Here is a 25590-nt window from a genome sequence, read left to right as displayed (position 1 = left end):
GATGAGCCAGGCGGCACAGAACCTGAACTGGTTGATCACCAACTTTGTGGACAACACCCCCGGGGTGTCCCACACCGTGGTGGTCTCCGCCGACGGCCTTCTGCTGGCGATGTCCGAAGGTTTCCCGCGGGACCGCGCCGACCAGCTGGCGGCCGTCGCGTCCGGACTGACCTCCCTGACGGCCGGGGCGTCCCGGATCTTCGAGGGCGGCACGGTGGCGCAGACGGTCGTCGAGATGGAGCGCGGCTTCCTCTTCCTGATGTCCATCTCGGACGGGTCGTCCCTCGCGGTACTGGCCCACCCCGATGCGGACATCGGTCTCGTCGGCTACGAGATGGCACTGCTCGTCGACCGCGCGGGGGCGGTACTCACCCCGGACCTGCGCGCCGAACTCCAGGGCAGTCTGCTCCACTGACCGCCCCCGGCACCACCCACCTCACGAAAACACCGTCCGGCCGCCACAATCCCCCCACCGGCCCCGTCAGACGGCTTGACTGACCGACTTGCTGTCCCGCCCGGAGGATTCATGACCCCGCCCACCGCCCATCATGATCCGTACGCGGAGCCGTACGGGGACGAGGGCGACCAGCCGCTGGTGAGGCCCTACGCCATGACCGGCGGCCGGACCAGGCCCCGCTACCAGCTCGCCATCGAGGCGCTGATCAGCACCACGGCCGACCCGGCAGCGCTCATGGGGCTGCTTCCCGAGCACCAGCGCATCTGCCACCTGTGCCGCGAGGTCAAGTCGGTCGCGGAGGTCTCGGCTCTGCTGGCCATGCCGCTCGGTGTGGCCCGGATCCTGGTGGCCGACCTCGCCGAGGCCGGCCTGGTCGCCATCCACCAGCCTGGTGGCGACGAGAACAACGGCGGCGCTCCGGATGTGACGCTGCTCGAAAGGGTGCTCAGTGGACTTCGCAAGCTCTGACGCGGGCCGGGCCACCACCTCCGCGAAGATCGTGGTGGCGGGCGGCTTCGGCGTGGGCAAGACCACGTTCGTCGGCGCCGTCTCGGAGATCAACCCGCTGCGCACAGAGGCCGTCATGACGTCCGCTTCGGCCGGCATCGACGACCTCACCCACACCGGGGACAAGACCACCACCACGGTGGCCATGGACTTCGGCCGTATCACCCTCGACCAGGACCTGATCCTCTACCTCTTCGGTACGCCGGGCCAGGACCGCTTCTGGTTCATGTGGGACGACCTGGTGCGCGGCGCCATCGGCGCGGTGGTGCTCGTGGACACCCGGCGCCTGGCCGACTGCTTCCCCGCGGTCGACTACTTCGAGAACAGCGGCCTGCCGTTCGTCATCGCCCTCAACGGCTTCGACGGCAACCAGCCGTACAGCCCGGACGAGGTCCGCGAGGCCCTGCAGATCGGACCGGACACCCCGATCATCACGACCGACGCCCGCCACCGCGCGGACGCCAAGAGCGCGCTGATCACGCTCGTGGAGCACGCCCTGATGGCACGGCTGAAGTAGCACCCAAGTACGACGTCTCTTACGGCAGTTGTCGTAAAGGATTCGGGAGCCGACTGTGGCCTTTGACACGGTCGGCTCCGGTGTTCATAACAGTTCGGCAGAGGAATCGCCCGACGCCACCACGCGACGCGGTCGCGCGGTACCGCTGTGCGCACAAAGGCCCCGCCTTTTGGCGGGGCTCGCTCTTTATGACCGTTTTATCTGGCCCTTACAAGTGCGCGCTCTGCCGGTTTCCGCTGTTTGGAATCGCGCTGGTCCACGTGCTGGAATGCCTGAACTGCCCAATGGTCGACGACGTACTGAGGGCGTACCGCGTACGCACTGGTGGTCGATGGCGAACCGGGCTCTGAGAGACTGCGGCACGACGTAGGTGCCGACCGCCGAGAGGTTGTTGGTCGAGTGAGGCGAAGCAAGAACGGTCCCGAGCCGTCGGCGCGGGGCAACTTCACCCCGCCGCCGCGCGCTGCGGCGCCCACCCCCGTTCCCGGAGCGGAACCGGCGGCCACTCCCGCGTCCAGCGGCGGCCGTCTCTCCCCGCGGAACTGGCGGGTGCCCACCCGGCTGAACGCGATCCTGCTCATACCCGTGGCGGTGGGTCTCGTCATGGGCGGCTTCCAGGTGAAGAGCTCGATCGACACCTGGCAGGAAGCCCGCGACGCCGAGAACACCGCCCGTCTGGTGCGTGCCGCCCTCACCTACGCCGACGCGCTGGAGAGCGAGCGTGACGTCACCGCGGCGCCGCTGCTGCTGAAGAAGAAGGACGCGACCAGCAAGCAGACGGTCGCGGACGCCCGCAAGGCCACGGACCAGGCCGCCGCCGCCTTCAAGGAGGCGACGCGGAGCATGCCGTCCGACGCGGGCCTCGAACGCCGGCTGAAGCTCTTCCACGAGGTCGAGCCGCGCCTGGTCGAGCTGCGCCAGACCGCGTACACCTCCAAGAAGATCGGCGTGCAGACCGAAGAGGGCTACGTCGACATCAGCCACCCCCTGATGGAGTTCGCCAACGAGCTCGGTCTGGGCACCGGCAACATCACCTCCTACGGCCGTACCGTCTACGCCATCTCGCTGACCAAGGCGGCGCTCTCGCTGGAGCGGTCGATCGGCACCCACCTGCTGGTCAAGCCCGGTCCGGACGACCCGAACCTGACGACGCAGCGGACCTCCCTCGGCTCGTACGCCTACCTGGAGCGCATCGCCCGGGAGGAGTACATCGGCGGTGGCACCGAGGCCGACGCGCAGAAGCTGACGAACGCCGAGACCCAGGTCAAGTCGGATGCCGCCGGCATGGCCGCGAAGGCCAAGGCGAGCAACCCGAAGTTCGTCCCGCCGCCGTCCGACCCGGTCAGGATGGTGGGCCTGGTCGCCAACATGAAGGACACCAGCGCGCTCACCCGTGAGCAGCTGGCGGCGAACGGACTCACCGCCGAGAACTGGTGGGCGGTCAACACGCTGAAGTACAAGGCGTACCGCCAGATCGAGTCGGACATGGCCGACAAGGCGGTGAGCGAGGCGTCGAGCATCGCCGACGACGCCAAGACCTCGGCGTTCATCACCGGTGCGGTCGTCGTGATCGCCCTGCTGGCCGCGTTCATCCTGGCCGGTCTGGTCGCCCGCCAGATGAGCCGGGCGATGCGCCAGCTGCGCAACGCCGCCTTCGGCATCGCCGAGCAGCGGCTGCCGATGCTGGTCGACCAGCTGTCCCGTACCGACCCCGGCCGGGTCGACACCCGGGTCGCGCCGATCCCGATCACCACCAAGGACGAGATCGGCGAGGTCGCCCGCGCCTTCGACCAGGTCCACCGCGAGGCGGTCCGGCTCGCCTCCGAGCAGGCGCTGCTGCGGGGCAACATCAACGCGATCTTCACCAACCTCTCGCGCCGCAACCAGTCGCTGATCGAGGGCCAGCTGACCCTGATCACCGACCTGGAGAACAACGAGGCCGACCCGGACCAGCTGGAGAACCTCTTCAAGCTGGACCACCTGGCCACCCGTATGCGCCGCAACGGCGAGAACCTGCTGGTCCTCGCCGGCGAGGAGCCCGGCCGCCGCTGGGACCAGCCGGTCCCGCTGGTCGACGTGCTGCGCGCCGCCTCCTCCGAGGTGGAGCAGTACGAGCGCATCGAGCTGTCCGGCGTCCCGGAGGCCGAGATCCACGGCCGCGCGGTCACCGACCTCGTGCACCTGCTGGCCGAGCTGCTGGAGAACGCCACCACGTTCTCCTCCCCGCAGACCAAGGTCCGCGTCACCGCGACCCGTCTGCCCGACGGCCGCGTCATGATCGAGATCCACGACAAGGGCATCGGCCTGACCGCCGAGGACTTCGCGGACATCAACCACAAGCTGGCCAACCCGCCGACCGTGGACGCCGCGATCTCGCAGCGCATGGGCCTGTTCGTGGTCGGCCGGCTGTCCGACCGGCACGGCATCCGGGTCCAGCTGCGCCCCTCCGGCGAGCAGGCCGGTACGACCTCCCTGGTCATGCTGCCGGACGCGATCACGCACGGCGGTGGTGGCGAGGCCCCGCTGGACCGCGAGGAGTTCACCGTCTCGCAGATCATTCCGGAGCAGCAGTTCCGGGGTGAGGACTTCGGTCAGGTGCAGCCGATGCGCACCGCCGCCGAACTCGGCTTCGACGACAGCCAGTACACGGAGGTCCCCGACGACATCCGTGACCTGGACCCCGTCGGCCGCTCCCTGATGCGCGAGGAGCGCCGCGCCGCCCTGGAGGCCCAGGCCCACGGCCCGCAGGCCGCCGAGCAGCAGGCGTACGAGGAGCAGCACCAGCAGACGTACGAGACGCCGTCGTACCAGGAGCAGCCCCGGCAGCAGTACGAGGAGCAGCCCCGGCAGCAGTACGAGGAGCAGCACCGGCAGGCGTACGAGACGCCCGCGTACGAGGAGCAGCAGCACGCCTCGTACGAGCGGCAGCAGTACGACGGGCAGTACTACGCGTCGAACGGCGAGCAGCCGCAGTCCGACGGCTACCTGGGCCACGGCGGCTACCCGGAGCCCTCGTCCCCGTATGCGGAGCCTGCCCAGGAGCCGTCCTATCAGGACGACTGGCCCCAGCAGGACGGCTACCAGAACGGCTATCCCGCCCAGTACGCTCCGGAAGCGGAATCCCCGCAGGCCGCTGACGCGAGTGAGCGGAACGGCGTAGGCTTCGACCGTCCGGGAACGGCCTCCCCCGCCGCACACGCGCTGACCGACGCCGGGCTGCCCCGCCGCGGGTCCCCCGCGAGCGGCTCCCACGGCGCCGGTTCCCCGAACGGCACGGCGCGTGCGCAGCAGGAAGCGCCGGCTCCCGCACCGGGCAACGCGCCGGGGGCGAGCGGCGACAGCAGCTGGCGTTCGGCGAACGACGAGCGGTGGCAGCAGGCCGCGCAGCTCCGGAAGCCCAAGGCAGGCGGGGTCACCGCCTCCGGTCTGCCGCGGCGGGTTCCCAAGGCCAACCTGGTCGAGGGTGCCGCCGAGACCACCCCCCAGGGAGGCCCGCAGGTCTCCCGCGCCCCGGAGGACGTCCGGGGCAGGCTGAGCAACCTGCGCCGGGGCGTCCAGCGCGGACGCAGCGCAGGCAGTGAAACGAACGGCCAGGGCTTCGGTCCTGACAGCACCTACAACCAGGAGCGTTAGTGTGAGCCCGATGAGCCAGGCGGCACAGAACCTGAACTGGTTGATCACCAACTTCGTGGACAACACCCCGGGGGTGTCCCACACGGTGGTGGTCTCCGCCGACGGACTCCTTCTGGCGATGTCCGAAGGCTTCCCCCGCGACCGCGCCGACCAGCTCGCGGCCGTCGCCTCCGGTCTGACGTCTCTGACGGCAGGCGCCTCCCGGATCTTCGAGGGGGGAAGCGTGAATCAGACGGTTGTGGAGATGGAGCGGGGATTCCTCTTCATCATGTCCATCTCCGACGGTTCCTCACTCGCTGTGCTGGCCCACCCGGAGGCGGACATCGGCCTCATCGGGTACGAGATGGCCCTTCTGGTGGACCGAGCGGGCACGGTCCTCACCCCGGATCTCCGTGCGGAGCTCCAGGGAAGCCTTCTCAACTAATTAACGTACGGTGCGTATTCGCGTCCCGGGGCCGTAAGGTTTCGGGACGCGGCTCCACACGGATGGGTGCCCGGCGCAGTCGGAGGAGGAGAAAGTGGCAACACCCCCAGGCGGTTCGTCTTCGGGTAACTGGTCGTACGGCCCTGGCCAGGGTCAGGGCGACGGTTCGGCGAACCGGTACAACTTCCCCTCCACCCCCGCCCGCCGGCAGCCGTACGCCCCGCAGGGCCCCGGCCCGTCGCCGTACGACCAGCCGCCGGCCCCGCGCATCCAGCCGGTCCAGCCGCAGCGCCGACCGGAGCCGGCCCCCGCCTCGGCGTCCAACAACCCCCTGGTGCGTCCGTACGCCATGACCGGCGGCCGGACCCGCCCGCGCTACCAGCTCGCCATCGAGGCGCTGGTGCACACCACCGCCGCTCCGCACCAGATGCAGGGCCAACTGCCCGAGCATCAGCGGATCTGCAACCTCTGCCGGGAGATCAAGTCAGTGGCCGAGATCTCGGCCCTCCTCACGATCCCCCTCGGCGTGGCCAGGATCCTCGTCGCCGACTTGGCGGAGGCGGGCCTGGTCGCCATCCATCAGCCCGGCGGCGACGAGAACGCCGGTGGCCAGCCAGACGTGACACTGCTCGAAAGGGTGCTCAGTGGACTTCGCAAGCTCTAGCGGCGGTCCTTCCCGCTCCACCACCTCCGCGAAGATCGTGGTGGCGGGCGGCTTCGGCGTGGGCAAGACCACGTTCGTCGGCGCCGTCTCGGAGATCAACCCGCTGCGCACAGAGGCCGTCATGACGTCCGCTTCGGCCGGCATCGACGACCTCACCCACACCGGAGACAAGACGACGACCACCGTCGCCATGGACTTCGGCCGTATCACCCTCGACCAGGACCTGATCCTCTACCTCTTCGGTACGCCGGGCCAGGACCGCTTCTGGTTCATGTGGGACGACCTGGTGCGCGGCGCCATCGGCGCGATCGTCCTGGTCGACACCCGGCGCCTCGCCGACTGCTTCCCCGCGGTCGACTACTTCGAGAACAGCGGTCTGCCGTTCGTCATCGCCCTCAACGGCTTCGACGGCAACCAGCCGTACAGCCCGGACGAGGTCCGCGAGGCCCTGCAGATCGGACCGGACACCCCGATCATCACGACCGACGCCCGCCACCGCGCGGACGCCAAGAGCGCGCTGATCACGCTCGTGGAGCACGCCCTGATGGCGCGGCTGCGCTAGCCGCCCGCCTGCTGCGAGGGGCCCTTTCCGGCTGGAGGGGGCCCCTTTGTCATACCCCGCTGCCTCACTGGCTCCCGACGTGATCGACGGGGTGGTCGATGGGGGGGCGGGCGGCGGGAGCAGGACCGCCGGAGGGACACGGCCGGACTGGTGCGCCTGCGCGTGTCCGGCCTGCGCTTCCAGCGGAGCGTGGAGCGGCGGTGCGAGGAGACACACCGCGGCCCCGCCACCCACAAGGGGCGGCGGGGCCGCGGTGATGCGCGCTGAACCTCAGTGCCAGCTGTGCGGCGCCCGGAAGCCGGGCTCGCGCTCCAGGCGGCGCCAGCCTGCCTTCGCTCGGATCCGGTGGGTCGCCGAAGGCTCGGGGCGGGCGGCGGCGCGGGCCAGGAGGATGGCCGTGATGGCGGCGACTTCCTCGGGCTCGGCGTGGCCCTTCTCGACGCGGATGTCAGGAGTGCTCATGGGTGTCAGTCTCCGGGGGAGAGGGGTCCGCGGGATTGCCGCGGCGGGTCCGCGGGGTTACTGCGGGGGGTTGCCGTGCTTGCGGGAGGGCAGGTCGGCGTGCTTGGTGTGCAGCATGGCCAGGGACTTGACCAGCACCTCACGGGTCTCGGCGGGGTCGATGACGTCGTCGACCAGGCCCCGCTCGGCCGCGTAGTAGGGGTGCATCAGCTCGGACTTGTACTCCTTGACCATGCGGGCCCGCATGGCTTCGGGGTCCTCGGCGTCGGCGATCTGGCGGCGGAAGATGACGTTGGCCGCGCCCTCCGCGCCCATCACGGCGATCTCGTTCGTCGGCCACGCGTAGGTGAGGTCGGCGCCGATCGACTGGGAGTCCATGACGATGTAGGCACCTCCGTACGCCTTGCGCAGGATGAGCGAGATCCTCGGCACGGTCGCGTTGCAGTAGGCGTACAGCAGCTTCGCGCCGTGACGGATGATTCCGCCGTGCTCCTGGTCGACGCCCGGGAGGAACCCGGGGACGTCCAGGAAGGTGACGATCGGGATATTGAAAGCGTCACACATCTGGACAAAGCGCGCAGCTTTTTCCGACGCCTCGATGTCCAGCACGCCGGCGAGGACCTGCGGCTGGTTGGCGATGATGCCGACCACCTGGCCGTCCAGCCGGGCGAGGGCACAGATGATGTTGCGCGCCCAGCGCTCGTGGACCTCCAGGTACTCGCCGTCGTCGACGATCTCCTCGATGACCTTGGCCATGTCGTACGGCCGGTTGCCGTCGGCCGGGACCAGGTCGAGCAGGGCGTCGGAGCGGCGGTCGACCGGGTCGGAGGACTCGACGCGCGGCGGGTTCTCGCGGTTGTTCTGCGGGAGCAGCGACAGGAGGTAGCGCACCTCGGCGATGCAGGTCTCCTCGTCGTCGTACGCGAAGTGGCAGACGCCGGAGGTCTCCGCGTGGACGTCGGCGCCGCCGAGACCGTTCTGGGTGATCTCCTCGCCCGTCACGGCCTTGACCACGTCCGGGCCGGTGATGAACATCTGGGAGGTCTCGCGGACCATGAAGACGAAGTCCGTGAGGGCGGGGCTGTAGGCCGCGCCGCCCGCGCACGGGCCGAGCATCACCGAGATCTGCGGGATGACACCCGACGCCTTGGTGTTGCGCTGGAAGATGCCGCCGTAGCCGGCGAGGGCCGAGACGCCCTCCTGGATACGGGCGCCGGCGCCGTCGTTCAGCGACACCAGCGGGGCCCCGGCCGCGATGGCCATGTCCATGATCTTGTGGATCTTGGTGGCGTGGGCCTCGCCGAGGGCGCCGCCGAAGATCCGGAAGTCGTGGGCGTAGACGAAGACCGTACGGCCCTCCACCGTGCCCCAGCCGGTGATGACACCGTCGGTGTACGGCTTCTTGGCCTCCAGGCCGAAGCCGGTCGCCCGGTGCCGGCGCAGCTGCTCGACCTCCTGGAAGGACCCGGGGTCGAGGAGCAGCTCGATCCGCTCCCGTGCCGTCAGCTTGCCCTTGGCGTGCTGCGCCTCGGTCGCCTTCTCGCTCGGGCCCGCCACGGCCTGGGCACGGATCTCGTGCAGTTCGGCGACCCGTCCGCGCGCGTCCGTCGGCTCGCCGGTCGGCTCACCCGTCGTCTCTTCCAAAACGGTCATGTAGCGACCTTACGAAGGACCCGAAGAAAAGCGAGCCGTCGACTCTGTACAGTCTCCGGCCCGTTTTCCTGGTACGAGTGAACAGAACCGTGGCGGCATGCAGCCGTTCCGACTGCTCAGAAGGCCACGCTGTTGTAGGAGGGCCACAAAGGCGTCACCTGAGAGCCACCTCACATTCATGGGTGGAGCATGCCATCCCCGGAGTGACAAGGAGCCTCAGACGGCGGTCCGCCGAACGGACCTCCACGCTGTCGTCGGCCCGGACCACCGCGCGTACCGGATGGTCCCAGACCAGCTCCAGCGGGGCTCCGGTGCGGGGCGGCTCGCTCACGTGGAGGGTGGCCGTACGCCCCCGGCGGACGACGAGCACGCTCGCGCCGGCCGAGACGGTGAGGTCTCCCACCGTACCGGCCCGCCAGAAGGTGTACGCCGTCACCCCCGAGCCGGGTACGGCGACGGCCTGGGCGTCCGTGCCGTTGGCGAGGACGGACAGCCAGTTCCGGTCGGCGGCCCGCAGCGCGGTCTCGGCGCGAGTGGCTCCGGGCAGCAGCACGTAGGTGTAGCGGGCGGCCACCGGGTCGGTGCCGTGGTCGAGCCAGAGCGTCTGCCAGCGGCGGGTGCGCCGCTCGTCGGTGCTGGTGGTGTTGATGTCGGACCAGGCGCCGGTGCGGTCCTCGCGCAGGGTGCGCAGCTCGCCGCCGTACGGCAGGACCCATCCGCCGTGCCCCTCCAGATGGGCCCAGCGCGCGGTCCGCACGAAGGCCTGCCCGCCCCCCTCCCCCAGGTTCCGGTTGTCCACGACCGTCTCGACCGGGACACCGTCGGCGCAGCTGATCCCGGCACCGAGGCAGACCACGGCGTCGGCGAGGAAGAACCACGACTTGCGGGCCTCCAGGGTCGAGCCGAGCCCCTTCAGGTGCTGGCCGACCGCCGCGTGCGTACCGTCCGTCACCCCGCCGACCCAGCGGACGTCCGGCTTGGGGGCGCCCCACTCACCGCCGGCGCGGTCGGGGAGGCGCCGGGTGGACACGGTGGTGCCGGGCAGCCGGTACCAGTCGACGGTGGGCCAGTACCAGTCGGTGTACTGGTCGCCGCGGCCCCGCGGCCACCAGGAGAGCATGCCGGAGCCGGTGTGCCAGCCGCGCGGGTTCTCGCCGTTGCCGCACTCGTAGTGGGCGATGCGGTCGCTGGCCATGGCGAGGGCGGCGGTGAAGCGGGGGGTGCGGTGGACGGCGCGGTCCATGGCCGGGAAGAGCCGGTGGCCGAGGGGCTCGGGGGCGGAGGGCACGGGCGAGGCGGCGACGGCGTGCAGCCGCGCGAGATCGGCGACGCCGAACTGACCCGACGTCAGCACCGGTACGGTCGTGTCCCGTTCGACCCAGCCCTTGATCCGCCCGTACCAGCGCTCCCGCTCCGCCGTGCTCGCACCGCCCGCGAGGAGGGCGATGGCGGCGATCAGGGCCTGCCCGTTGTAGTGGTCGGAGCGGAGCACGTGCAGGTCGTCGGAGCGGAGGTAACCCCGGCTGATGGCACGCCCGTTGACGCAGTCCATCACCAGTCCGTCGTGGATGAGGGGCGCGTAGGCGTGCTCGACGCTGTCCAGGACGTGTTGCCGCGCCGGGTCGGCGACCTCCCACTCGGACCCCGCGAGCAGCGCGAACAGCCGCCCGAGACCGTCGAGCAGGACCTGGCCGTACGTCCCCGAGTAGGCGACCCAGGTGTGCTGGACGAAGGACCCGTCGGCATAGAGCCCGTCGCCCTTGGTCACGTAGGGAAAGACCGGTGAGAGCGCGTCACGGGCGAGGGAGATCTTCCGCGGGTCGCGGCCGAGGATGCCGCGCAGGGCGACCGAGCGGCACAGGTCGACGCGGTTGGCTCCGGTGGAGGTGCCGGAGTAGTCGGCGAGCACGGCGTCCGGCACGAAGTGGTCGACGGCCGCGCAGGCCGCCGCGATCCGCTCGGGGCCGAGCTGTTCGTACAGGGCGGCGGTGATGTCCATCAGCAGCCGGGGGCTGCCGATCTGCCACTCCCACCAGTTGCCGTAGCGGCTGGTGGACGGGTTGTAGACGGTGGCGGAGAGATGGTCGAGCCCGCGCAGTACGTCCGCGAGGAGCCGGGGATCACCCGTGCCGCCGGTGCCGCGCTGCGCATAGGCCTGGGCCATGGTCCACAGGCGGCCGTAGCTGAAGGTGATGCCGGAGGGCGGGTCGAAGGGGTGCCCGGGCCAGAGGGACGCCGGGGCGGGAACCATGGCGTTCTGGAACTCCCGCGCCCGCTCCCCTAGTTGGGCGAGCCGGGAGGCGTACGGCTCGACGCCCGGGTCGTACCCGGCGCCCAGCGCGATGTCGAGCCACCGGCGGCGCAGCGCGTCGTAGGCGTCCTCGGCCGCCCGGGCGCCGGCCGCCGGGGCGGCGGCGAGGGCGGCGGCCAGCAGCAGTGCGCGTCGGGTCAGGCCCATGGGGCCGGTCACCGTCCTCCGCCGCCGGCTCAGCAGCCGCCGCAGTTGTAGTAGAGGACGTCCCAGTGGTTGCCCTCGTCGGCGTAGATGTTGCCGGAACCGGACTTGTACTGCGGGGCGCCGTCGCCGCGGAGGCCGATGTAGGTGAAGTTGTTCTTGATGTACGACGTCACGCACGTGCTCTTGCCGTAGTCGAGCTTGTAGCCGTTCCAGTGGGAGTACGTGCCGGAGGCGTGGCCGGTCTCCGTACCGCCGGTGATGTTGAGCGCGCAGCCGGCGGCCCGCTTGAGGGTCTGGGCGCCCTGGGCGGTGGCCAGGTTGAGCTGGTCGAAGGAGGTGCAGGTGGAGTTGTTGCGGTCGGAGCAGTTGCCGGAGGACGACCAGGTGATGCCGACGTCACGGAACATCCGGGTGGCGGTGGCGTGACTGATCTTGGTGACGGCGAAGGCGTCCGTCGCGGTCCCGAGGACGACACCGGGGGCGACGACGAGGGCGAGCGCGGTGAGGAGGGCGCGGGGCTTCAGCGGCTTCATGGGGACCTTCCTGCGGCGGGCCGTGCTTCCTGGGGGCGGCTGTGCAGGTGGTGCAGGCAGATGGTGCCCGAGGGGGCGGGGTGTCCGCCAGGGGGCACGCACGACGACTCTCCGTCCGTGGACAATCACCCTCCGGGTGCAGTTGAAATCCGAACCGAATCGGTCTACCGTCGAAGCCGTAAGTCGTTCAACGTTCAACTAGACCCCTTCAGGAGCACGTCATGGGCATCTTCGGCCGCAAGACCACCACCACCGCCGCCCCTGCCGGCACCGCCCCCACCTCTGCGCCCCAGGCCGCCCGGACCCCCGACCTGACCGCGCTGAGCGGCGACTACACGATCGACCCGGCCCACAGCTCGATCGGCTTCGTCGCCCGGCACGCCATGGTCACGAACGTCAAGGGCGGTTTCGAGGACTTCACCGGCACGCTCCACCTGGACGGCGCCGACCCCGCCAAGTCCACCGCCGAGATCGACGTCCAGATGGCGAGCATCGAGACCGGCAACGCCGACCGCGACGGTCACCTGAAGTCCTCCGACTTCTTCCGGATCGAGGAGTTCCCGACGATGACGTTCCGCTCCACCAAGGCGGAGGCCCTCGGCGGCGACGACTTCCGCATCACCGGCGACCTCTCCCTGCTCGGCGTCACCAAGCCGCTCACCATCGACCTGGAGTTCAACGGCTCCGCCACCGACCCCTTCGGCAACGAGCGCGTCGGCTTCGAGGGCAAGGCCGAGCTCCTGCGCTCGGAGTGGGGCCTGACCTGGAACGCGGCTCTGGAGACCGGCGGCGTCCTGGTCTCGGACAAGATCAAGCTCGTCTTCGACATCTCGGCCATCAAGCAGGCCTGAGCCGTGCGCACCGCCGGCGCCGCCCCGAGCGGCGTTCACCAGTGACCGTGGGGCCGCCCGGAAAGACGGTGGCCCAGCCCGGCACCGGGCCCCGAGGTCGGCTGCGTGCGTGGCGTGGGTGAGGGGGTGCGGGAGCGGATCGCGGGCACGCCGGGTGGGATTGGCGGCGAGCGGTCGGTGGGATGAGGACGCGGTTCCGCCTTACACGCGCCTGGTGGGACTGGAGGGCCTCCCTACCCCCGCCTCTGCCAACGCCACGGGGGTCTCATGCGCCTCTCGGCTCCCCTTGGGAAGTGACTGGCGGACCTGGGCCAGGGAGAGCAGCGCGAGGGCTGTATCGCGGGGTGGGCCGTCGGCGGAGGTGGCCCAAATCCGCCAGTTACCGCCCTCGGGTGACTTCTGGGGCCGATGGGGCGCCGAAGCAGGGCCCCAGCCGCTGCGCGGGGGCGGAGTGCGACCCGCCCTTGACCAGCTGTCCGCCACCGAACCCACCGCGCATGCGCACGCCGGTCACCCGCCGCCAGACCCACACGGGAAGCCGCCAATCTCACCCGGCGTGCCCGCGATCCGCTCCCGCGCCCCCTTACCCACGCCACGAACGCAGCCGACCCAAGGGGGTGGCGGGCCTGAGCCGGCCACTTTCCCCGGGCTGCCCGCTCGCTTCTTCCCCGGGTTGGAGCGCCCTTGGCTCACCTCGCGGAAGCCCGACACTGAGAGAAGAAGCGGGCGGCCCCACAGCCACGTCGTCGGCAGACAGTCACCTCGGCCGACCCGGGACGGCCGCCTCGCCACCCCGCACCGCGAACTCGCACCACACGATCTTGCCGGGGTTCCGCTCCCCCACGCCCCACTTGTCGGCGAGGGCCGCGACGAGGAGCAGACCCCGGCCGTGCTCCGAGTCCGGGGACGCCTCCGGGGCGCGGACCTCGCCCGGGCCGCTGTCGTGCACCTCCACGCGCAATGCACCCTCGCGGTGCAACTCCAGCCGGAGCAGGAAGCCCCGGCCGGCGGGGACCCCGTGGAGGAGGGCGTTGGTCGCCAGCTCGCTCACGCAGAGCAGTACGTCGTCGCCGCGTTCGGCGACGGTCCACTCCGTCAGCGTTCCGCGCACGAACTCCCGTGCGAGCGGTACCGACCTGCGGTCCCGGCGGTAGAACGCCTGGCGCATATGGGGGTGTTGGGGTTCTGCGTTCATGCAGCGAGTGTCACTGTGCGTCACTACACTGGGTCAGTGAGTGAAGTCGTAGTCCTCATTCCTACGAGTCCACTACGAGAGCTCGGCGTGCGTACGGGGGAAGGGAACGGCCATGCACGAGGCAGCGAGGCCCAAGAAGGTCGGTTCGTGGTACGCGGTCGGTGCGCTCGTGGCGCACTTCAGGCGGAAGGCCCGTCTCACGCAGGAACAGTTCGCGGAGAGGGCCAGCCTCTCCGTCGACACGGTGAGGTCGGTCGAGCAGGGGAGGTTAGCCCTCCAGCCGGATCGCGCCGAGCAGTTCGACGAGCTCCTCGACACCGGCGGTGCGTTGGCGGTGGTGGTGGCCAAGCTGCCGGTGCGGGACCGGATCGTGCAGTTCGCGCAGGGGCTCATCGATCATGAGCAGGAGGCGGTGAGCCTGCTGTCGTACGAGAGCTTGCTCGTTCCGGGGCTCCTTCAGACCAAGGACTACTGCCGCGCTGTATTCGACTGTCGCTATCCGGCGCTCGGAAGTGAGACCGCCGAGCAGTGGGTGAACGCCCGTATGGAACGGCAGTTGGTTTGGCAGCGGGAGAAGCCTCCCCTGGGTCACTTCATCCTTGAGGAGAGCATCCTGCGGCGAGCGGTCGGCAGCCCGGATGTCATGCGTGAGCAGTTCCGGCAGATCCTGGAGTACACCCGACCGGTTCACATGAGCTTCCAGCTCATGCCCATGGAACAGACGCCTCACGCCGCGCTCGACGGACCCATGGTGCTCCTGGAGACGCCGGAGCATGAACGGCTCGTCTACCTGGAAGTTCAGCGCGCGAGCTTCCTCGTAGATGACCCAGATGAGGTCAGCGACTATTACCACAAGTATGGGATGCTGCGGTCACAGGCGCTCTCCTGCGAAGAGAGCGAGCGCCGCCTGAAGGGACTGCTAGGAGAGTCATGAACACCGCAGCACTCGCATGGTTCAAGTCCAGCTACAGCGGCAGCCAGGGCGGCGACTGCCTCGAACTCGCCTACACCTGGCACAAGTCCAGTTACAGCGGCAGCGAGGGCGGCAACTGCGTCGAAGTAGCCTCCCACCCCACCGCCATCCACATCCGCGACTCCAAGAACACCACCGGCCCCATCCTCACCCTCTCCCCCACCACCTGGAGCGAGTTCCTTGACGGCCTGGCCCGCTGACACCGCACCCGACTCCGAACCCGCCTCCGAAACGGCACCCGCACCCGAGTGGATCCACATCACCTCGTACGAGAACGTGCCCGGGCGCCCCAACCCGATCCATGTGCTCCTCGGTTGACTGCGTGAGCGCGGCGTCGACTGGATGCCGTTCGCCGAGGACGAGGTGCGGATCGACCTGATGTGCCGGGTCGGCGACGACGGGCACTGGCGCGGCACGCTCGGTGTGAGTGTCGAGGCCGGTGCCCTGTGGCGGCTGGGGCTGCATCCCGGTCAACCGGCGTCGGTCGTCGTCGGGCCCTCGCCGCCGGGCTGGTGGCATGCCGCCGGTGAGCGGTACGCCACCCGGCGGAAGGTCGTCCGGCGTCACGCGCGCTGATCAGGTCTTCAGAAGCTCCCGCCGAAGTCCCCTCCCCCGCCGCCGCCCCCGTCGAACCCTCCCCCGTCCCCGAACCCGCCCCCGAAGTCCCCGGCGTCGAAGTCCGTCCCGGAGACGTCGCCGCCTTCGTAACCGCCCCCGAAGCCGTCCCCGCCTCCGAAGTCGCCGTACCCGGTGCCGTAGTCGGCGGCGTACGTGGGCGTCGCCATCATCCCGCCCAGCATCGTGCCGACGAGGAGGCCGGGGAGGAGGCCGCCGCCGAAGTAACCGCCTGCCCAGGGGCCGTAGGCGGGGCCCGCGTCCCAGTAGGGGCGACGGCCGTAGTCCGTGTCGACCTCGCGGATCACGGGGTCGCGGCCGTCGGCCAGCCGGGTGGCGTCGGCGGCGCAGACGGGGACCTGGCGCGCGGTGCCGCCGGGCGGGGTCCAGGTGGCGTCGGAGACCGAGGGGCCGTGGCGGGGGTCGAAGAAGCACGGCGGGCGGCGTTCCGGCAGGGGGCGGTGTTCACGGCGGGCGGCCAGCTGGGCGAGGGAGAAGCGGCCGTCCTCCACTGCCTCGGTGACGAGCCGGACGTCCTCCGGTTTCCTCGCCTCGGCCATGCGCTGCTTGGCGTTCTCGTAGGCGTCCAGGGCGCGCTCGTAGTCGGCGCGCATCGCGTCGTCGGCGCCCGGTTCCGAGGGGTGGAAATCCAGGCGGTCGAGTTCCTCGCCGAACGCGGTGATGTCCTCGTCCACGACCACGCGCAGCCGGTCCAGGGCGGCCCGCTGCTCGTCCTCGCGGCGCCGGCGGCTGCGCCGGACCAGCGCGTACGCGCCCGCGCCGGCGGCCGCGAGGACCGCGACCGTGGTGATCAGGCCGGTGGTGGACATGCCGCCGCCCCCGGCCGAGCCGCCCCAGCTGCGCGGCGCGTGGCCGCCCATGTTGGCCAGGGCCCGGTCGGTGAAGTCGGCCAGCTGGGCCTTGGCGTCCTCGCCCTGGACGCTGCGGACCAGGTTCTGGCGGGCCGTGGACGACATGACGGAGGAGTCGGCGCGGGCGTCGAAGCGGTCGCCGAGGCGGATGCCGTACAGGCCGGTGACGCCGGTCGCGGAGCGGAGGTCGGAGAAGAGGTTGGCGGTGGGGTAGCCGGCCGGGAGGACCGCGATGAACAGGGGTCTGTCCGCGTCCTTGATGCGGTCGGCGAGGGCGGCGGCGTCCGCGGCGGACAGCTGGCCGCGGGCCGCCGGGTCGACGTAGACCGGGCTGTGGCGCAGGGCGCGGGCGACCGTGGAGACGCTGGTGTCCGCGCTCGCCCCGGGCGCGAAGAGGGTCGCCAGCGCCAGGGCGAGGGCGGCCAGCAGCAGGGCGGGGAGGCTTCGAGTCCGCGGGACGGCCGCCATACGCCGATCGTTGCCACGTCGACCATTCATACGCCGACCCTTCGTACGTCGACCCTTCATACTTCGACGCTACCCGAAGCGTCCCCAAACCGGTCGTTTCTGGACCACCTCCCAGGGGTCGGGCCCGGACCTGGGAGGCCGGGCCCGGACCCCCCGGGAGTCAGGCCGCCCGGTAGGCCTCCGTCAGTTTCTCCACCGCCTTTCCGTACCTGCCGGTCAGCAGCAGGTGATCGGCGTCGGCGAAGGGGCCTGCCACCGCCTCCGTCAGATGTCCGGCCGTCTTCTGCTGGACGAGCAGCCGGGCCCTGGTCACCAGGGCGCGTCCGGTGCGGGCGTCCCCGTGGCGTTCGGCCGCGGCCGCCCGGACGGCGAGGTCGCGCAGGGTGGCCGTACCGCCCTTCGGGGTCCCTGTCAGGGTGGTCAGGCCCCAGCCGTAGGGGAACTGCGGGTCGTACGCCGCGTCGCCCACGTTGATCGGCAGCTGGGACTCGGACCTGGGCCAGGTGACGGGGAGCTGTCCGGTGAAGGGGCGCCTGCCGTAGAGGACGTCGGCGACGCCCTCGCCCTCGGTGCCGGGGAGCCAGGAGGCCACCAGGGCGTCGATCTCGTCCAGGCGGTCCCCGATCAGCTGGGGGCGGCCGGAGACGATCAGCACCGCGCACCTCATGGCCGCGCACACCTTGTCCACGGCGGCCCGGTCGGCGGCGGAGAGATCGAGGTCGTGGCCGTTGCCGACGTCTCCCACGCCCTCGGCGTACGGGGTCTCGCCCACCACGACCACACCGACGTCGTAGCCGCCGGTGGGGGCGGAGGCGTCCTTGGAGTAGGTGACGTTCCCGCCCGCCTCGCGCAGGCCCTGGAGGATGGTCGTGCCGGGGACGGTGTTCCCGGAGGCGCCCTGCCAGGTGAGGGTCCAGCCGCCGGTCTGGTTGCCGATGTCGTCGGCGTTGGAGCCGGCGACGTACACCTTCTCGCTCTTCTTCAGCGGCAGCACTCCGCCCGCGTTCTTCAGCAGCACCTGCGACTCGGCGGCGGCGCGGCGGGCGACCGCGCGGTGGCCCGCGGAGCCGATGGCGGCGGCGCCGCGCGTGTCGGCGTAGGGGTGCTCGAAGAGGCCGAGCCGGAACTTCTCGGTGAGGATGCGGGAGACCGCGTCGTCGATCCGCCGCTCGCTGATCCGGCCCGCCTTCACCTCGTCGGCGAGCGTGGTGGCGAACTCCTTGTAGCCGTACGGCACCATCATCATGTCCACGCCCGCGTTCACGGAGGTGCGGACGTGGGCCGCGTAGTCGCCGGGGAGCTGGTCGAGGGCGTTCCAGTCGCTGATCACGAAGCCGGAGAAGCCCATGCGGCCCTTGAGGACGCCGTTGATCATGTCGCCGCGGGCGTGCATCTTCACCGGGCCCTTGCCGTCGCCGGTGATGTCCAGGGAGGAGTACGACGGCATGACGGTGCCGATGCCCCGGTCGACGGCCTCGCGGTACGGCGCCAGGTGGACGTCCTCCAGCTGCCGGCGGGTGACGGTGGTGACGCCCTGGTCGATGGTGTACGTCCCGGTGGTCGAGGAGCCGTAGGCGGTGCCTCCGTCGCCGACGAAGTGCTTGGCCGTGGCGAGCACCTTGTCGTCACGGCTCAGGTCACTGCCGTTCGCGCGGCCCTGGAGGCCCTGGATCACCGTCTCCATGGACTCGACCAGGGCCGGGTCCTCGCCGAAGGACTCGTAGGAGCGGCCCCAGCGTTCGTCGCGGCTCACGCACAGGCAGGGGGCGAAGTCCCAGGGGACTCCGGTGGCCCGGACCTCGGCCGCCGTCACCGTGCCGGTCTCGTAGGCGAGTTGCGGGTCGCGGGTGGCGCCGATGCCGACGTTGTGCGGCAGGACCGTGGCACCGGAGAGGTTGTTGTGGCCGTGGACCGCGTCGACTCCGTAGAGCAGCGGGACCTGCAAGCGGGTCGCCTGGGTGCGGAGCTGGAAGGCGTCGATCATCTTCGCCCAGGCGGCGGGCGTGTTGGGCGTCGGGGTCGAGCCGCCGCCGGAGAGCAGGGAGCCGAGGGCGTAGGCGGCGATGTCGTCCGGGCGGGACATCGCGCCGCGCTCGGCCTGGGTCATCTGGCCGGCCTTCTCCGCCAGGGACATCCGGCCGAGCAGGTCCGCGACGCGCTTCTTCACCGGCAACCCGGCGTTCAGGTACGGCAGTCCGTGTGCGTCGATCACGATCCGCGGGGTCTCCGCGGGGGCCTTGGCACCGGTGGTCGTGAGGTTCAGGGGGATGCTCTCGGCGGGTTCGGCCGTGCGGTCCCGGCGGGTGGGCACCTCGATGGTCCGGACGGTGCCGGAGGCGGTGCCGGCCGGGAAGGTGAGGGTGCCGGAGACGGGGGTGTAGTCCTTGCCGGCGGTCGCGGTGCCGTCGGCCGTGGCGTAGTGGACGGTGACCGGGTCGGCGAGGGGCGCCTCGCCGGTGGTGGCCACGGTGACCTCGACCCTCGCCGTCCGGCCCTCCTCGACCGGGACCACGGGGGCATCGGTGGTGACGGAGGCGCGCAGGGCCTGGTCGGCCTTGCCGTACAGCTCCACGCCGTCCATGGCGAAGTCGCCCTTGGCGCCCGGCGGGAGGGTGACGGCGTAGCCCCACATCTCCTTCAGGCCGAGGACGTGGTCGATGCCGCCGACGGGCTGGTAGTCGGTGCGGTAGGTGAAGTCGGTGAAGGGGAGGCTGATCTGCTTCCAGCCGGTGAAGTCGTCGGTGAAGGAGGTGGTCCAGAGTTCGGAGGCCTCGCCGTGGGCGCCGCCGTCCTTGATCTCGAAGGTGATCTTCCGGCCGTTGTTCCGGCCCTCCCACCACAGCCGGATGCCCTGGCGGGCGGACCAGTCGTGGGCGGGTGCGGTGGCGGCGAAGTCGTGGGTGAAGCCGCCGTAGCCGCTGATGTCGTAGCCGCCGGTGAGGACCTTGCCGCCCTCGGGGGCGTCGGCGCGGTCGGCGAGGCGGAGGGCGGGCGGGTCGTCGGCGTCGCCGCCCCAGGTGAAGAGGCCCTCGGCGGGCTGGGCGGCGAAGGGCACCTCGCCTTCGAAGCGGTCTACGGGGACGGGGGCGGGTTCGTCGGCGGCGCGTGCGGTCGCCGCCCAGGGCAGCAGACCGGCGAGGAGTGCGGCGGAGGCGAGCAGGGCGGTTCTTCGCATGGACCTTCCCTCGGCTCTCGTGGTTCACTCAGTTCACTCAGGGCTTAGCTCACGCCGTGAGTTAACTAGGGGCTGTCATCCCCGTCAAGACGCACCGTCAGCTCCGCCGATCCGAAGAGGAAGGGCGACGCACCATGAGGAGATCCCCCCGCACGGTCCGGCTGCTGCTCGCCGGGCTGCTCTCCGCCGCCGGCGTCAGCGTGGCCGTACCCCCCGCGCACGCGGCCGGTGAACAGGTCACCGCCTGGCTCACCACCACCGACGACTCCGCCGGCCGGCACGTCGTACGCGGCCTCCAGCCGCAGACGCCGTTCGCCTTCCAGCCCGGGACGGGCGGTGGCGGCGAGAACATCACCGTGGACGAGAACACCCGGTACCAGACCTTCACCGGCGGCGGCGCGTCCTTCACGGACACCGCCGCCTGGCTGATGAACAGCAGCGGGGCGCTGTCCCCGGCGACCCGGGACGCGACCCTGCGCAAGCTGTTCTCGCCGACGGACGGCATCGGCCTGTCGTTCCTGCGCAACCCGATGGGCGCCTCCGACCTCGCCCGTTACGGCTACACCTACGACGACGTGCCGGGCGGGCAGACCGACCCGTCCCTGGCGAAGTTCTCCATCGCGCACGACCTGGCCGACGTGGTCCCGCTGACCCGGCAGGCGCTCCAGCTCAACCCGTCCCTCACCGTGATGGCCTCGCCGTGGACCGCACCGGCCTGGATGAAGGACAGCGGCTCGCTCAACGGCGGCTGGCTGAAGGCCGAGGACTACGGGGCGTACGCCTCCTACTTCGTGAAATACCTCCAGGCCTACAAGGACCAGGGCATCGACGTCCGTTACGTCACCGCGCAGAACGAACCGACCTGTTGTTCCGGCTATCCGTCGATGAGCTGGAACGCGAGCGGCCTCGCCTACTTCACCAAGAGCGAGCTGCTGCCCAAGCTGCAGGCGGCGGGCCTGACCACCAAGGTCCTCGCGCACGACTGGAACTGGGACGTCTACGACTCCTACGCCGCCCAGACCGTGGACGACCCGGCCGTCCGCAACCACCCCAACTTCGGCGGTATCGCCTGGCACGGCTACGGCGGTGACGTCGGCAAGCAGACCGCCGTGCACGACCGTTACCCGGCGCTGGACGCCTTCGGCACCGAGCACTCCGGCGGCACCTGGATCGCCGACCAGCAGCGCGAGGACATGTCGAACATCATCGACTACACCCGCAACTGGGCGAAGTCGGTGACCAAGTGGTCGCTGGCCGTGGACCAGAACATGGGCCCGCACAACGGCGGCTGCGGCACCTGCACCGGCCTGGTCACCGTGCACGACGGCGACGGCGCGAGCGGCACCGTGGACTACACCGTCGAGTACTACGACATGGGCCACCTGACCAAGTTCGTCCGTCCCGGCGCCCAGCGGATCGCCTCCACCGCGTCCACCTCCGTACCCAACGTCGCCTGGCGCAACCCGGACGGCGGCAAGGCGCTGATCGCCTACAACGACTCCTCGTCGGCGAAGACGGTCACCATCGACTGGGGCTCCCAGCACGCCACCTACTCGCTGCCCGGCAGGACCTCGGCCACCTTCACCTGGTCCGGCACCCAGTCCGGCGGCGGCGCGCGGACCGGCTCCTTCGTCGGACTCGCGGGCAAGTGCCTCGACGTGGCGGGCGGTTCGGGCGCCAACGGTACGGCCGTGCAGCTCTACGACTGCAACGGCACCGCCGCCCAGCAGTGGACCGTCCAGGGCGACGGGTCGGTGCGGGCGCTCGGCAAGTGCCTGGACGTGACCTCCGGTTCGACCGCCGACGGCGCCAAGGCGCAGTTGTACGACTGCAACGGTACCGGTGCCCAACGGTGGTCGTACGACGCGTCCACCGGTGATGTGGTGAACACGGCGGCGGACAAGTGCCTCGACGTCACGGACAACGCCTCCGCCAACGGGACCCGGATCCAGATCTGGTCGTGCACCGGGGCCGCCAACCAGAAGTGGCAGCTGAGGTAGGGCGGAGCATGAGACGTACGGGGGCCGTGGCGGCGGGGATCGTCGGCGGGGTGCTGCTGCTGAGCGGCTGCGGCGCCGTCGACCTGCCGCTCGCGGGGGTGCGGGTCGCTGCGGACGGGACGCCGTACGCGGTGGTGCGGCCCTGCGGGGACGACGGCTACCAACGCCCGTACCTGGACGGGCGGCCCCGCACCGGCGAGGAGGGCCCCGTCACCACCGGGTGGGACGTGAGGAGGAAGGGGCTGCGCGGCGACGCCGGCTTCCCCCTCTTCGACCCGCCCGCCCGCTGGCGGGCCCGGCACCGGGGGGCCCGGCGGCTGCTCCCCCGGCACCACTACGTCCTGGGGTTCGGGCACTACGCCGGCGGCTACTCCTACAACGGGACCGTGGAGTTCACCGGCGAGCAGATCGGCCGGCTCAGACCCGGGCAGGTGTGGGCGGACGGCCGGGCGATGAGCCTCGGCGCGTTCGAGCGGCTCGCCGACGACTCGTGCTGAGCGCGGGACGGTGTGGCGTGCTGCGGATCGGCCGTCCGGGGACCAAGGTGGGGGTATGACCACACCGCAGGATCTGTTCCTCGTGAGCCTGGACGTCTCCGGCGAGCGGCCCGTCGAGCAGGGTGATCTGGCGCTGGCGCTCGCCGGGGCCGAGCTGGTCGACCTGCTCGGGGTGCGGGCGCTCACGCTGGACGGTGAGCGCATCGTGCCCGGGCCGGTGCTGACCACGGGTGACCGGATGCTGGACGAGGCCGGGGCGCGGCTCGTCCGCGAGGAGCCGTACGAGACGGTCGAGGACTGGCTGTGGCGGCGCGGCGAGGGACTGGCCGTGGCCTACCGCGACGTGCTGGAGGCCGAGGGGCAGATCACCGGGAAGCGCCGGCACTGGTGGCCGGTCCGGGGCGACGGCGGCACGCCGGCCGACACGCCCGCCCGGCGGCACGCGACCGACCGCTGGGAGTCCCGGGACCCGGTCCTCACCGGTCTCGCCGCCACCCTCGGCATCCAGCCGGACCCGCCGGCCGACACGGAACCCGACGACCAGGCGGCGCTCACCGTGCTGCTGGCGGTCGGCGACGCGGTCACCGAGCTGGAGGCCGTCCGCGAGCGGCGCCGCATCGAGAACATCGCCTTCGACAACATCTGGCGCGCCCCCTGAGCCTCCCGGGCGCCGCCGCCCGCGCAGGATCAACCGCTCGCGAAGGACCGGTCGCCCTCGCAGGACCGGCCGGCCTCGCAGGACCGGCCAACCTCGCAGGACCGGCCAACCTCAGAGGATCAGCTGGTCGATGCCCAGCAGGTTGCCCTCGCTGTCGCGGAACCACGCGCCGCGCTCCCCGCTCGCGCCCTTGCTCGGGTAGTTGCCGTCGATGTCGGCGATGCCCTCGCGGGTGCGGAGCCCGGGCACGTCGACCTCCTCGAAGACCACGCCCCGGCGGCGCAGCTCGGTCACGGCGCCCTCGATGTCGTCCACCTCGAAGGCCATCTGGGTGAAGGTGCCGGGCGAGGCCCCCGTCGAGCGGAACACGACGAAGTCCACGCCCGCGCACCGGTACAGCAGCCCGCCGGGCCGCTCGTCCACCGGGTACAGGCCGAGCTTCTCGGCGTAGAAGCGGCGGGCCCGGTCCAGGTCCCGCGCGGGCAGCCGGGTCGCGACGCGGGCCCCGGACAGCACGTCACTGGCGTGTGAGGTCATGCCTCCACTGTGGCTACTCGGCCGGCTCCACGCCCGCGCGGAGCAGGCCGTACGTGTACGCGTCCTCCAGGGCCTGCCAGGAGGCGGCGATGACGTTCTCGGCCACGCCGACCGTGGACCACTCGCCGGAGCCGTCCGAGGTGGAGATCAGCACCCGGGTGGTGGAGGAGGTGCCGTGCTTGCCCTCCAGGATGCGGACCTTGTAGTCGACCAGGTCCAGCTTGGCGAGCTGCGGGTAGATCTTCTCCAGTGCCACGCGCAGGGCCCTGTCCAGGGCGTTGACCGGGCCGTTGCCCTCGGCGGTGGCGACGATCCGCTCGCTCTTGGCCCACAGCTTGACCGTGGCCTCGTTGGCGTGGGAACCGTCGGGGCGGTCCTCCACGATGGCCCGCCAGGACTCCACGTCGAAGTACTTCAGCGGCCGGCCCTCGACCTCGGCGCGCAGCAGCAGTTCGAAGGAGGCGTCGGCGGCCTCGTACGTGTAGCCCTTCAGCTCGCGTTCCTTGACCCGCTCGACCACCCGGCCGACCAGTTCCCGGTCGCCGCCCAGGTCGATGCCGAGTTCCTTGCCCTTCAGCTCGACCGAGGCGCGGCCCGCCATGTCGGAGACCAGCATGCGCATGGTGTTGCCGACCTGCTCGGGGTCGATGTGCTGGTACAGGTCCGGGTCGACCTTGATGGCGGAGGCGTGCAGGCCGGCCTTGTGCGCGAAGGCGGAGACGCCGACGTACGGCTGGTGGGTGGAGGGGGTGAGGTTGACGACCTCGGCGATGGCGTGGGAGATGCGGGTCATCTCGCGCAGCCGGCCGTCGGGCAGCACCTTCTTGCCGTACTTCAGCTCCAGGGCCGCGACCACCGGGAACAGGTTGGCGTTGCCGACGCGTTCGCCGTAGCCGTTGGCGGTGCACTGGACGTGGGTGGCGCCCGCGTCGACGGCGGCCAGGGTGTTGGCGACGGCGCAGCCGGTGTCGTCCTGGGCGTGGATGCCGAGCCGGGCGCCGGTGTCGGCGAGGACGGTGGAGACGACCGCGTGGACCTGGGCGGGGAGCATGCCGCCGTTGGTGTCGCAGAGGATGACGACGTCGGCGCCGGCCTCGGAGGCCGTGCGGACGACCGCCTTGGCGTAGTCGGGGTTGGCGCGGTAGCCGTCGAAGAAGTGCTCGCAGTCCACGAAGACCCGGCGGCCCTGGTCCTTCAGGTACGACACGGTGTCGCGGACCATCTCCAGGTTCTCGTCCAGGGTGGTGCGCAGCGCCAGCTCCACGTGCCGGTCGTGCGACTTGGCGACCAGGGTGATCACCGGGGCGCCGGACTCCAGCAGCGCCCTGACCTGCGGGTCGTCGGCGGCTTTGGCGCCGGCGCGGCGGGTGGCGCCGAACGCGACCAGCTGGGCGTGCCGGAAGTCGATCTCCGCCTGGGCGCGGGCGAAGAACTCGGTGTCGCGGGGGTTGGCGCCGGGCCAGCCGCCCTCGATGAAGCCGACGCCGAAGTCGTCCAGGTGCCGGGCGATGGCGAGCTTGTCCGCGACGGTGAGGTTGATGCCCTCGCGCTGCGCGCCGTCGCGCAGCGTGGTGTCGAAGACGTGGAACGAGTCGTCCGGCTCGTTGGTTGCCGTCTCGGTCATGGTGTCAAGGCTCCTGTTGTGGATCTTCGGTCTGTACCGGAATGACCGGCTCCACCGTTCCTCCATGCTCCCTCGCGCTCCGCCTCCGGCTGAAGGTGGGCCGGAAAACGAAAAAACCCCTCGCGGGTGCGAGAGGTCTGCGCGCGGGTCGAGGACGACGGTGGCCACCCGCACCTGGTCGTACGAGGTGGTCACTGCGGACCGGCGCGCCTGCTGCCCATAATCATGGCGAACGAGAGCACGGGGGCAGTCTGG

Annotated in this window: 23 protein-coding genes; 14 read left to right on the top strand and 9 right to left on the bottom strand. The window is 71.0% G+C overall.

Annotated features, from left to right (window positions below; genetic code table 11):
* Position 1: 1 nt before the first annotated feature.
* From ACZ7N4_RS19790 to ACZ7N4_RS19760, 7 genes are all read left to right on the top strand, one after another.
* Positions 2 to 415, top strand: a complete 414-nt coding sequence (locus ACZ7N4_RS19790; protein ID WP_030346561.1) for a roadblock/LC7 domain-containing protein — start codon at positions 2 to 4, stop codon at positions 413 to 415.
* Positions 416 to 526: 111 nt separating this feature from the next.
* A complete protein-coding gene (locus ACZ7N4_RS19785; protein ID WP_009190816.1) occupies positions 527 to 925 on the top strand; it encodes a DUF742 domain-containing protein in 399 nt (132 codons plus the stop codon).
* Complete coding sequence (locus ACZ7N4_RS19780) at positions 906 to 1481, top strand: GTP-binding protein (protein ID WP_471359613.1); 576 nt, start codon at positions 906 to 908, stop codon at positions 1479 to 1481. The genes ACZ7N4_RS19785 and ACZ7N4_RS19780 overlap by 20 nt, the downstream gene beginning before the upstream one ends.
* Positions 1482 to 1880: 399 nt before the next feature.
* Positions 1881 to 5114: a sensor histidine kinase gene (locus tag ACZ7N4_RS19775; protein WP_471359612.1), complete on the top strand. Its 3234-nt coding sequence runs from the start codon at positions 1881 to 1883 to the stop codon at positions 5112 to 5114.
* 10 nt (positions 5115 to 5124) lie between these two features.
* Positions 5125 to 5538: a roadblock/LC7 domain-containing protein gene (locus ACZ7N4_RS19770; RefSeq protein WP_004983065.1), complete on the top strand. Its 414-nt coding sequence runs from the start codon at positions 5125 to 5127 to the stop codon at positions 5536 to 5538.
* 94 nt (positions 5539 to 5632) lie between these two features.
* Complete coding sequence (locus ACZ7N4_RS19765) at positions 5633 to 6202, top strand: DUF742 domain-containing protein (RefSeq protein WP_471359611.1); 570 nt, start codon at positions 5633 to 5635, stop codon at positions 6200 to 6202.
* On the top strand, positions 6183 to 6764 hold the full coding sequence (locus tag ACZ7N4_RS19760; RefSeq protein WP_029183992.1) for a GTP-binding protein: 582 nt from the start codon (positions 6183 to 6185) through the stop codon (positions 6762 to 6764). Before ACZ7N4_RS19765 ends, ACZ7N4_RS19760 begins: the two co-directional genes overlap by 20 nt.
* A 270-nt stretch (positions 6765 to 7034) precedes the next feature.
* Here ACZ7N4_RS19760 and ACZ7N4_RS19755 read toward each other — a convergent pair whose 3' ends face one another.
* The 4 genes from ACZ7N4_RS19755 to ACZ7N4_RS19740 all read right to left on the bottom strand — a co-directional run bounded on the left by ACZ7N4_RS19755 (position 7035) and on the right by ACZ7N4_RS19740 (position 11870).
* Entirely contained in the window at positions 7035 to 7226 is a 192-nt protein-coding gene (locus tag ACZ7N4_RS19755) for an acyl-CoA carboxylase subunit epsilon (RefSeq protein WP_468189908.1), read from the bottom strand.
* 57 nt (positions 7227 to 7283) lie between these two features.
* Entirely contained in the window at positions 7284 to 8879 is a 1596-nt protein-coding gene (locus ACZ7N4_RS19750) for an acyl-CoA carboxylase subunit beta (protein ID WP_471359610.1), read from the bottom strand.
* Positions 8880 to 9033: 154 nt separating this feature from the next.
* The gene (locus ACZ7N4_RS19745; protein WP_471359609.1) at positions 9034 to 11337 is read right to left on the bottom strand and encodes a polysaccharide lyase 8 family protein; all 2304 of its coding nucleotides are present in this window, start codon (positions 11335 to 11337) and stop codon (positions 9034 to 9036) included.
* A 29-nt stretch (positions 11338 to 11366) separates the two neighbouring features.
* The gene (locus tag ACZ7N4_RS19740) at positions 11367 to 11870 is read right to left on the bottom strand and encodes a hypothetical protein (protein WP_471359608.1); all 504 of its coding nucleotides are present in this window, start codon (positions 11868 to 11870) and stop codon (positions 11367 to 11369) included.
* 221 nt (positions 11871 to 12091) lie between these two features.
* On the opposite strand from ACZ7N4_RS19740, the gene ACZ7N4_RS19735 reads away from it, so the two are divergent.
* Complete coding sequence (locus ACZ7N4_RS19735) at positions 12092 to 12721, top strand: YceI family protein (RefSeq protein WP_471359607.1); 630 nt, start codon at positions 12092 to 12094, stop codon at positions 12719 to 12721.
* 757 nt (positions 12722 to 13478) lie between these two features.
* Here ACZ7N4_RS19735 and ACZ7N4_RS19730 read toward each other — a convergent pair.
* A complete protein-coding gene (locus tag ACZ7N4_RS19730; protein ID WP_471359606.1) occupies positions 13479 to 13916 on the bottom strand; it encodes an ATP-binding protein in 438 nt (145 codons plus the stop codon).
* Positions 13917 to 14028: 112 nt separating this feature from the next.
* Between ACZ7N4_RS19730 and ACZ7N4_RS19725 the strand changes: the two genes are divergently transcribed.
* From ACZ7N4_RS19725 to ACZ7N4_RS19715, 3 genes are all read left to right on the top strand, one after another.
* A complete protein-coding gene (locus ACZ7N4_RS19725; protein WP_471359605.1) occupies positions 14029 to 14850 on the top strand; it encodes a helix-turn-helix domain-containing protein in 822 nt (273 codons plus the stop codon).
* A complete protein-coding gene (locus tag ACZ7N4_RS19720; protein ID WP_471359604.1) occupies positions 14847 to 15089 on the top strand; it encodes a DUF397 domain-containing protein in 243 nt (80 codons plus the stop codon). The genes ACZ7N4_RS19725 and ACZ7N4_RS19720 overlap by 4 nt, the downstream gene beginning before the upstream one ends.
* Positions 15090 to 15231: 142 nt before the next feature.
* Positions 15232 to 15465, top strand: coding sequence for a hypothetical protein (locus tag ACZ7N4_RS19715; protein ID WP_471359603.1), 234 nt, complete (start codon positions 15232 to 15234; stop codon positions 15463 to 15465).
* An 8-nt stretch (positions 15466 to 15473) separates the two neighbouring features.
* On the opposite strand, the gene ACZ7N4_RS19710 is transcribed toward ACZ7N4_RS19715, so the two are convergent.
* On the bottom strand, positions 15474 to 16844 hold the full coding sequence (locus ACZ7N4_RS19710; protein ID WP_471359602.1) for a hypothetical protein: 1371 nt from the start codon (positions 16842 to 16844) through the stop codon (positions 15474 to 15476).
* A gap of 160 nt (positions 16845 to 17004) precedes the next feature.
* Complete coding sequence (locus tag ACZ7N4_RS19705; RefSeq protein ID WP_471359601.1) at positions 17005 to 20019, bottom strand: glycoside hydrolase family 3 protein; 3015 nt, start codon at positions 20017 to 20019, stop codon at positions 17005 to 17007.
* Positions 20020 to 20153: 134 nt separating this feature from the next.
* On the opposite strand from ACZ7N4_RS19705, the gene ACZ7N4_RS19700 reads away from it, so the two are divergent.
* Genes ACZ7N4_RS19700 through ACZ7N4_RS19690 form a run of 3 tightly spaced genes read left to right on the top strand, consistent with a single transcriptional unit; the run spans position 20154 to position 23174 of the window.
* Complete coding sequence (locus tag ACZ7N4_RS19700) at positions 20154 to 22019, top strand: ricin-type beta-trefoil lectin domain protein (protein WP_471359600.1); 1866 nt, start codon at positions 20154 to 20156, stop codon at positions 22017 to 22019.
* Between the two features lie 8 nt (positions 22020 to 22027).
* On the top strand, positions 22028 to 22516 hold the full coding sequence (locus tag ACZ7N4_RS19695; RefSeq protein ID WP_471359599.1) for a hypothetical protein: 489 nt from the start codon (positions 22028 to 22030) through the stop codon (positions 22514 to 22516).
* Positions 22517 to 22571: 55 nt separating this feature from the next.
* Entirely contained in the window at positions 22572 to 23174 is a 603-nt protein-coding gene (locus ACZ7N4_RS19690) for a GPP34 family phosphoprotein (RefSeq protein ID WP_471359598.1), read from the top strand.
* A gap of 111 nt (positions 23175 to 23285) precedes the next feature.
* Here the strand turns inward: ACZ7N4_RS19690 and ACZ7N4_RS19685 are convergent, their stop codons facing one another.
* Positions 23286 to 23711, bottom strand: coding sequence for a VOC family protein (locus ACZ7N4_RS19685; protein WP_471359597.1), 426 nt, complete (start codon positions 23709 to 23711; stop codon positions 23286 to 23288).
* Between the two features lie 13 nt (positions 23712 to 23724).
* On the bottom strand, positions 23725 to 25335 hold the full coding sequence (gene cimA, locus ACZ7N4_RS19680; RefSeq protein WP_471359596.1) for a citramalate synthase: 1611 nt from the start codon (positions 25333 to 25335) through the stop codon (positions 23725 to 23727).
* Positions 25336 to 25590: the final 255 nt, after the last annotated feature.

The organism is Streptomyces sp. NPDC107654 (genome assembly GCF_055639035.1).
Note: the sequence above shows the minus strand (reverse complement) of the source record. Positions and strands in the feature narration are given on the sequence as shown.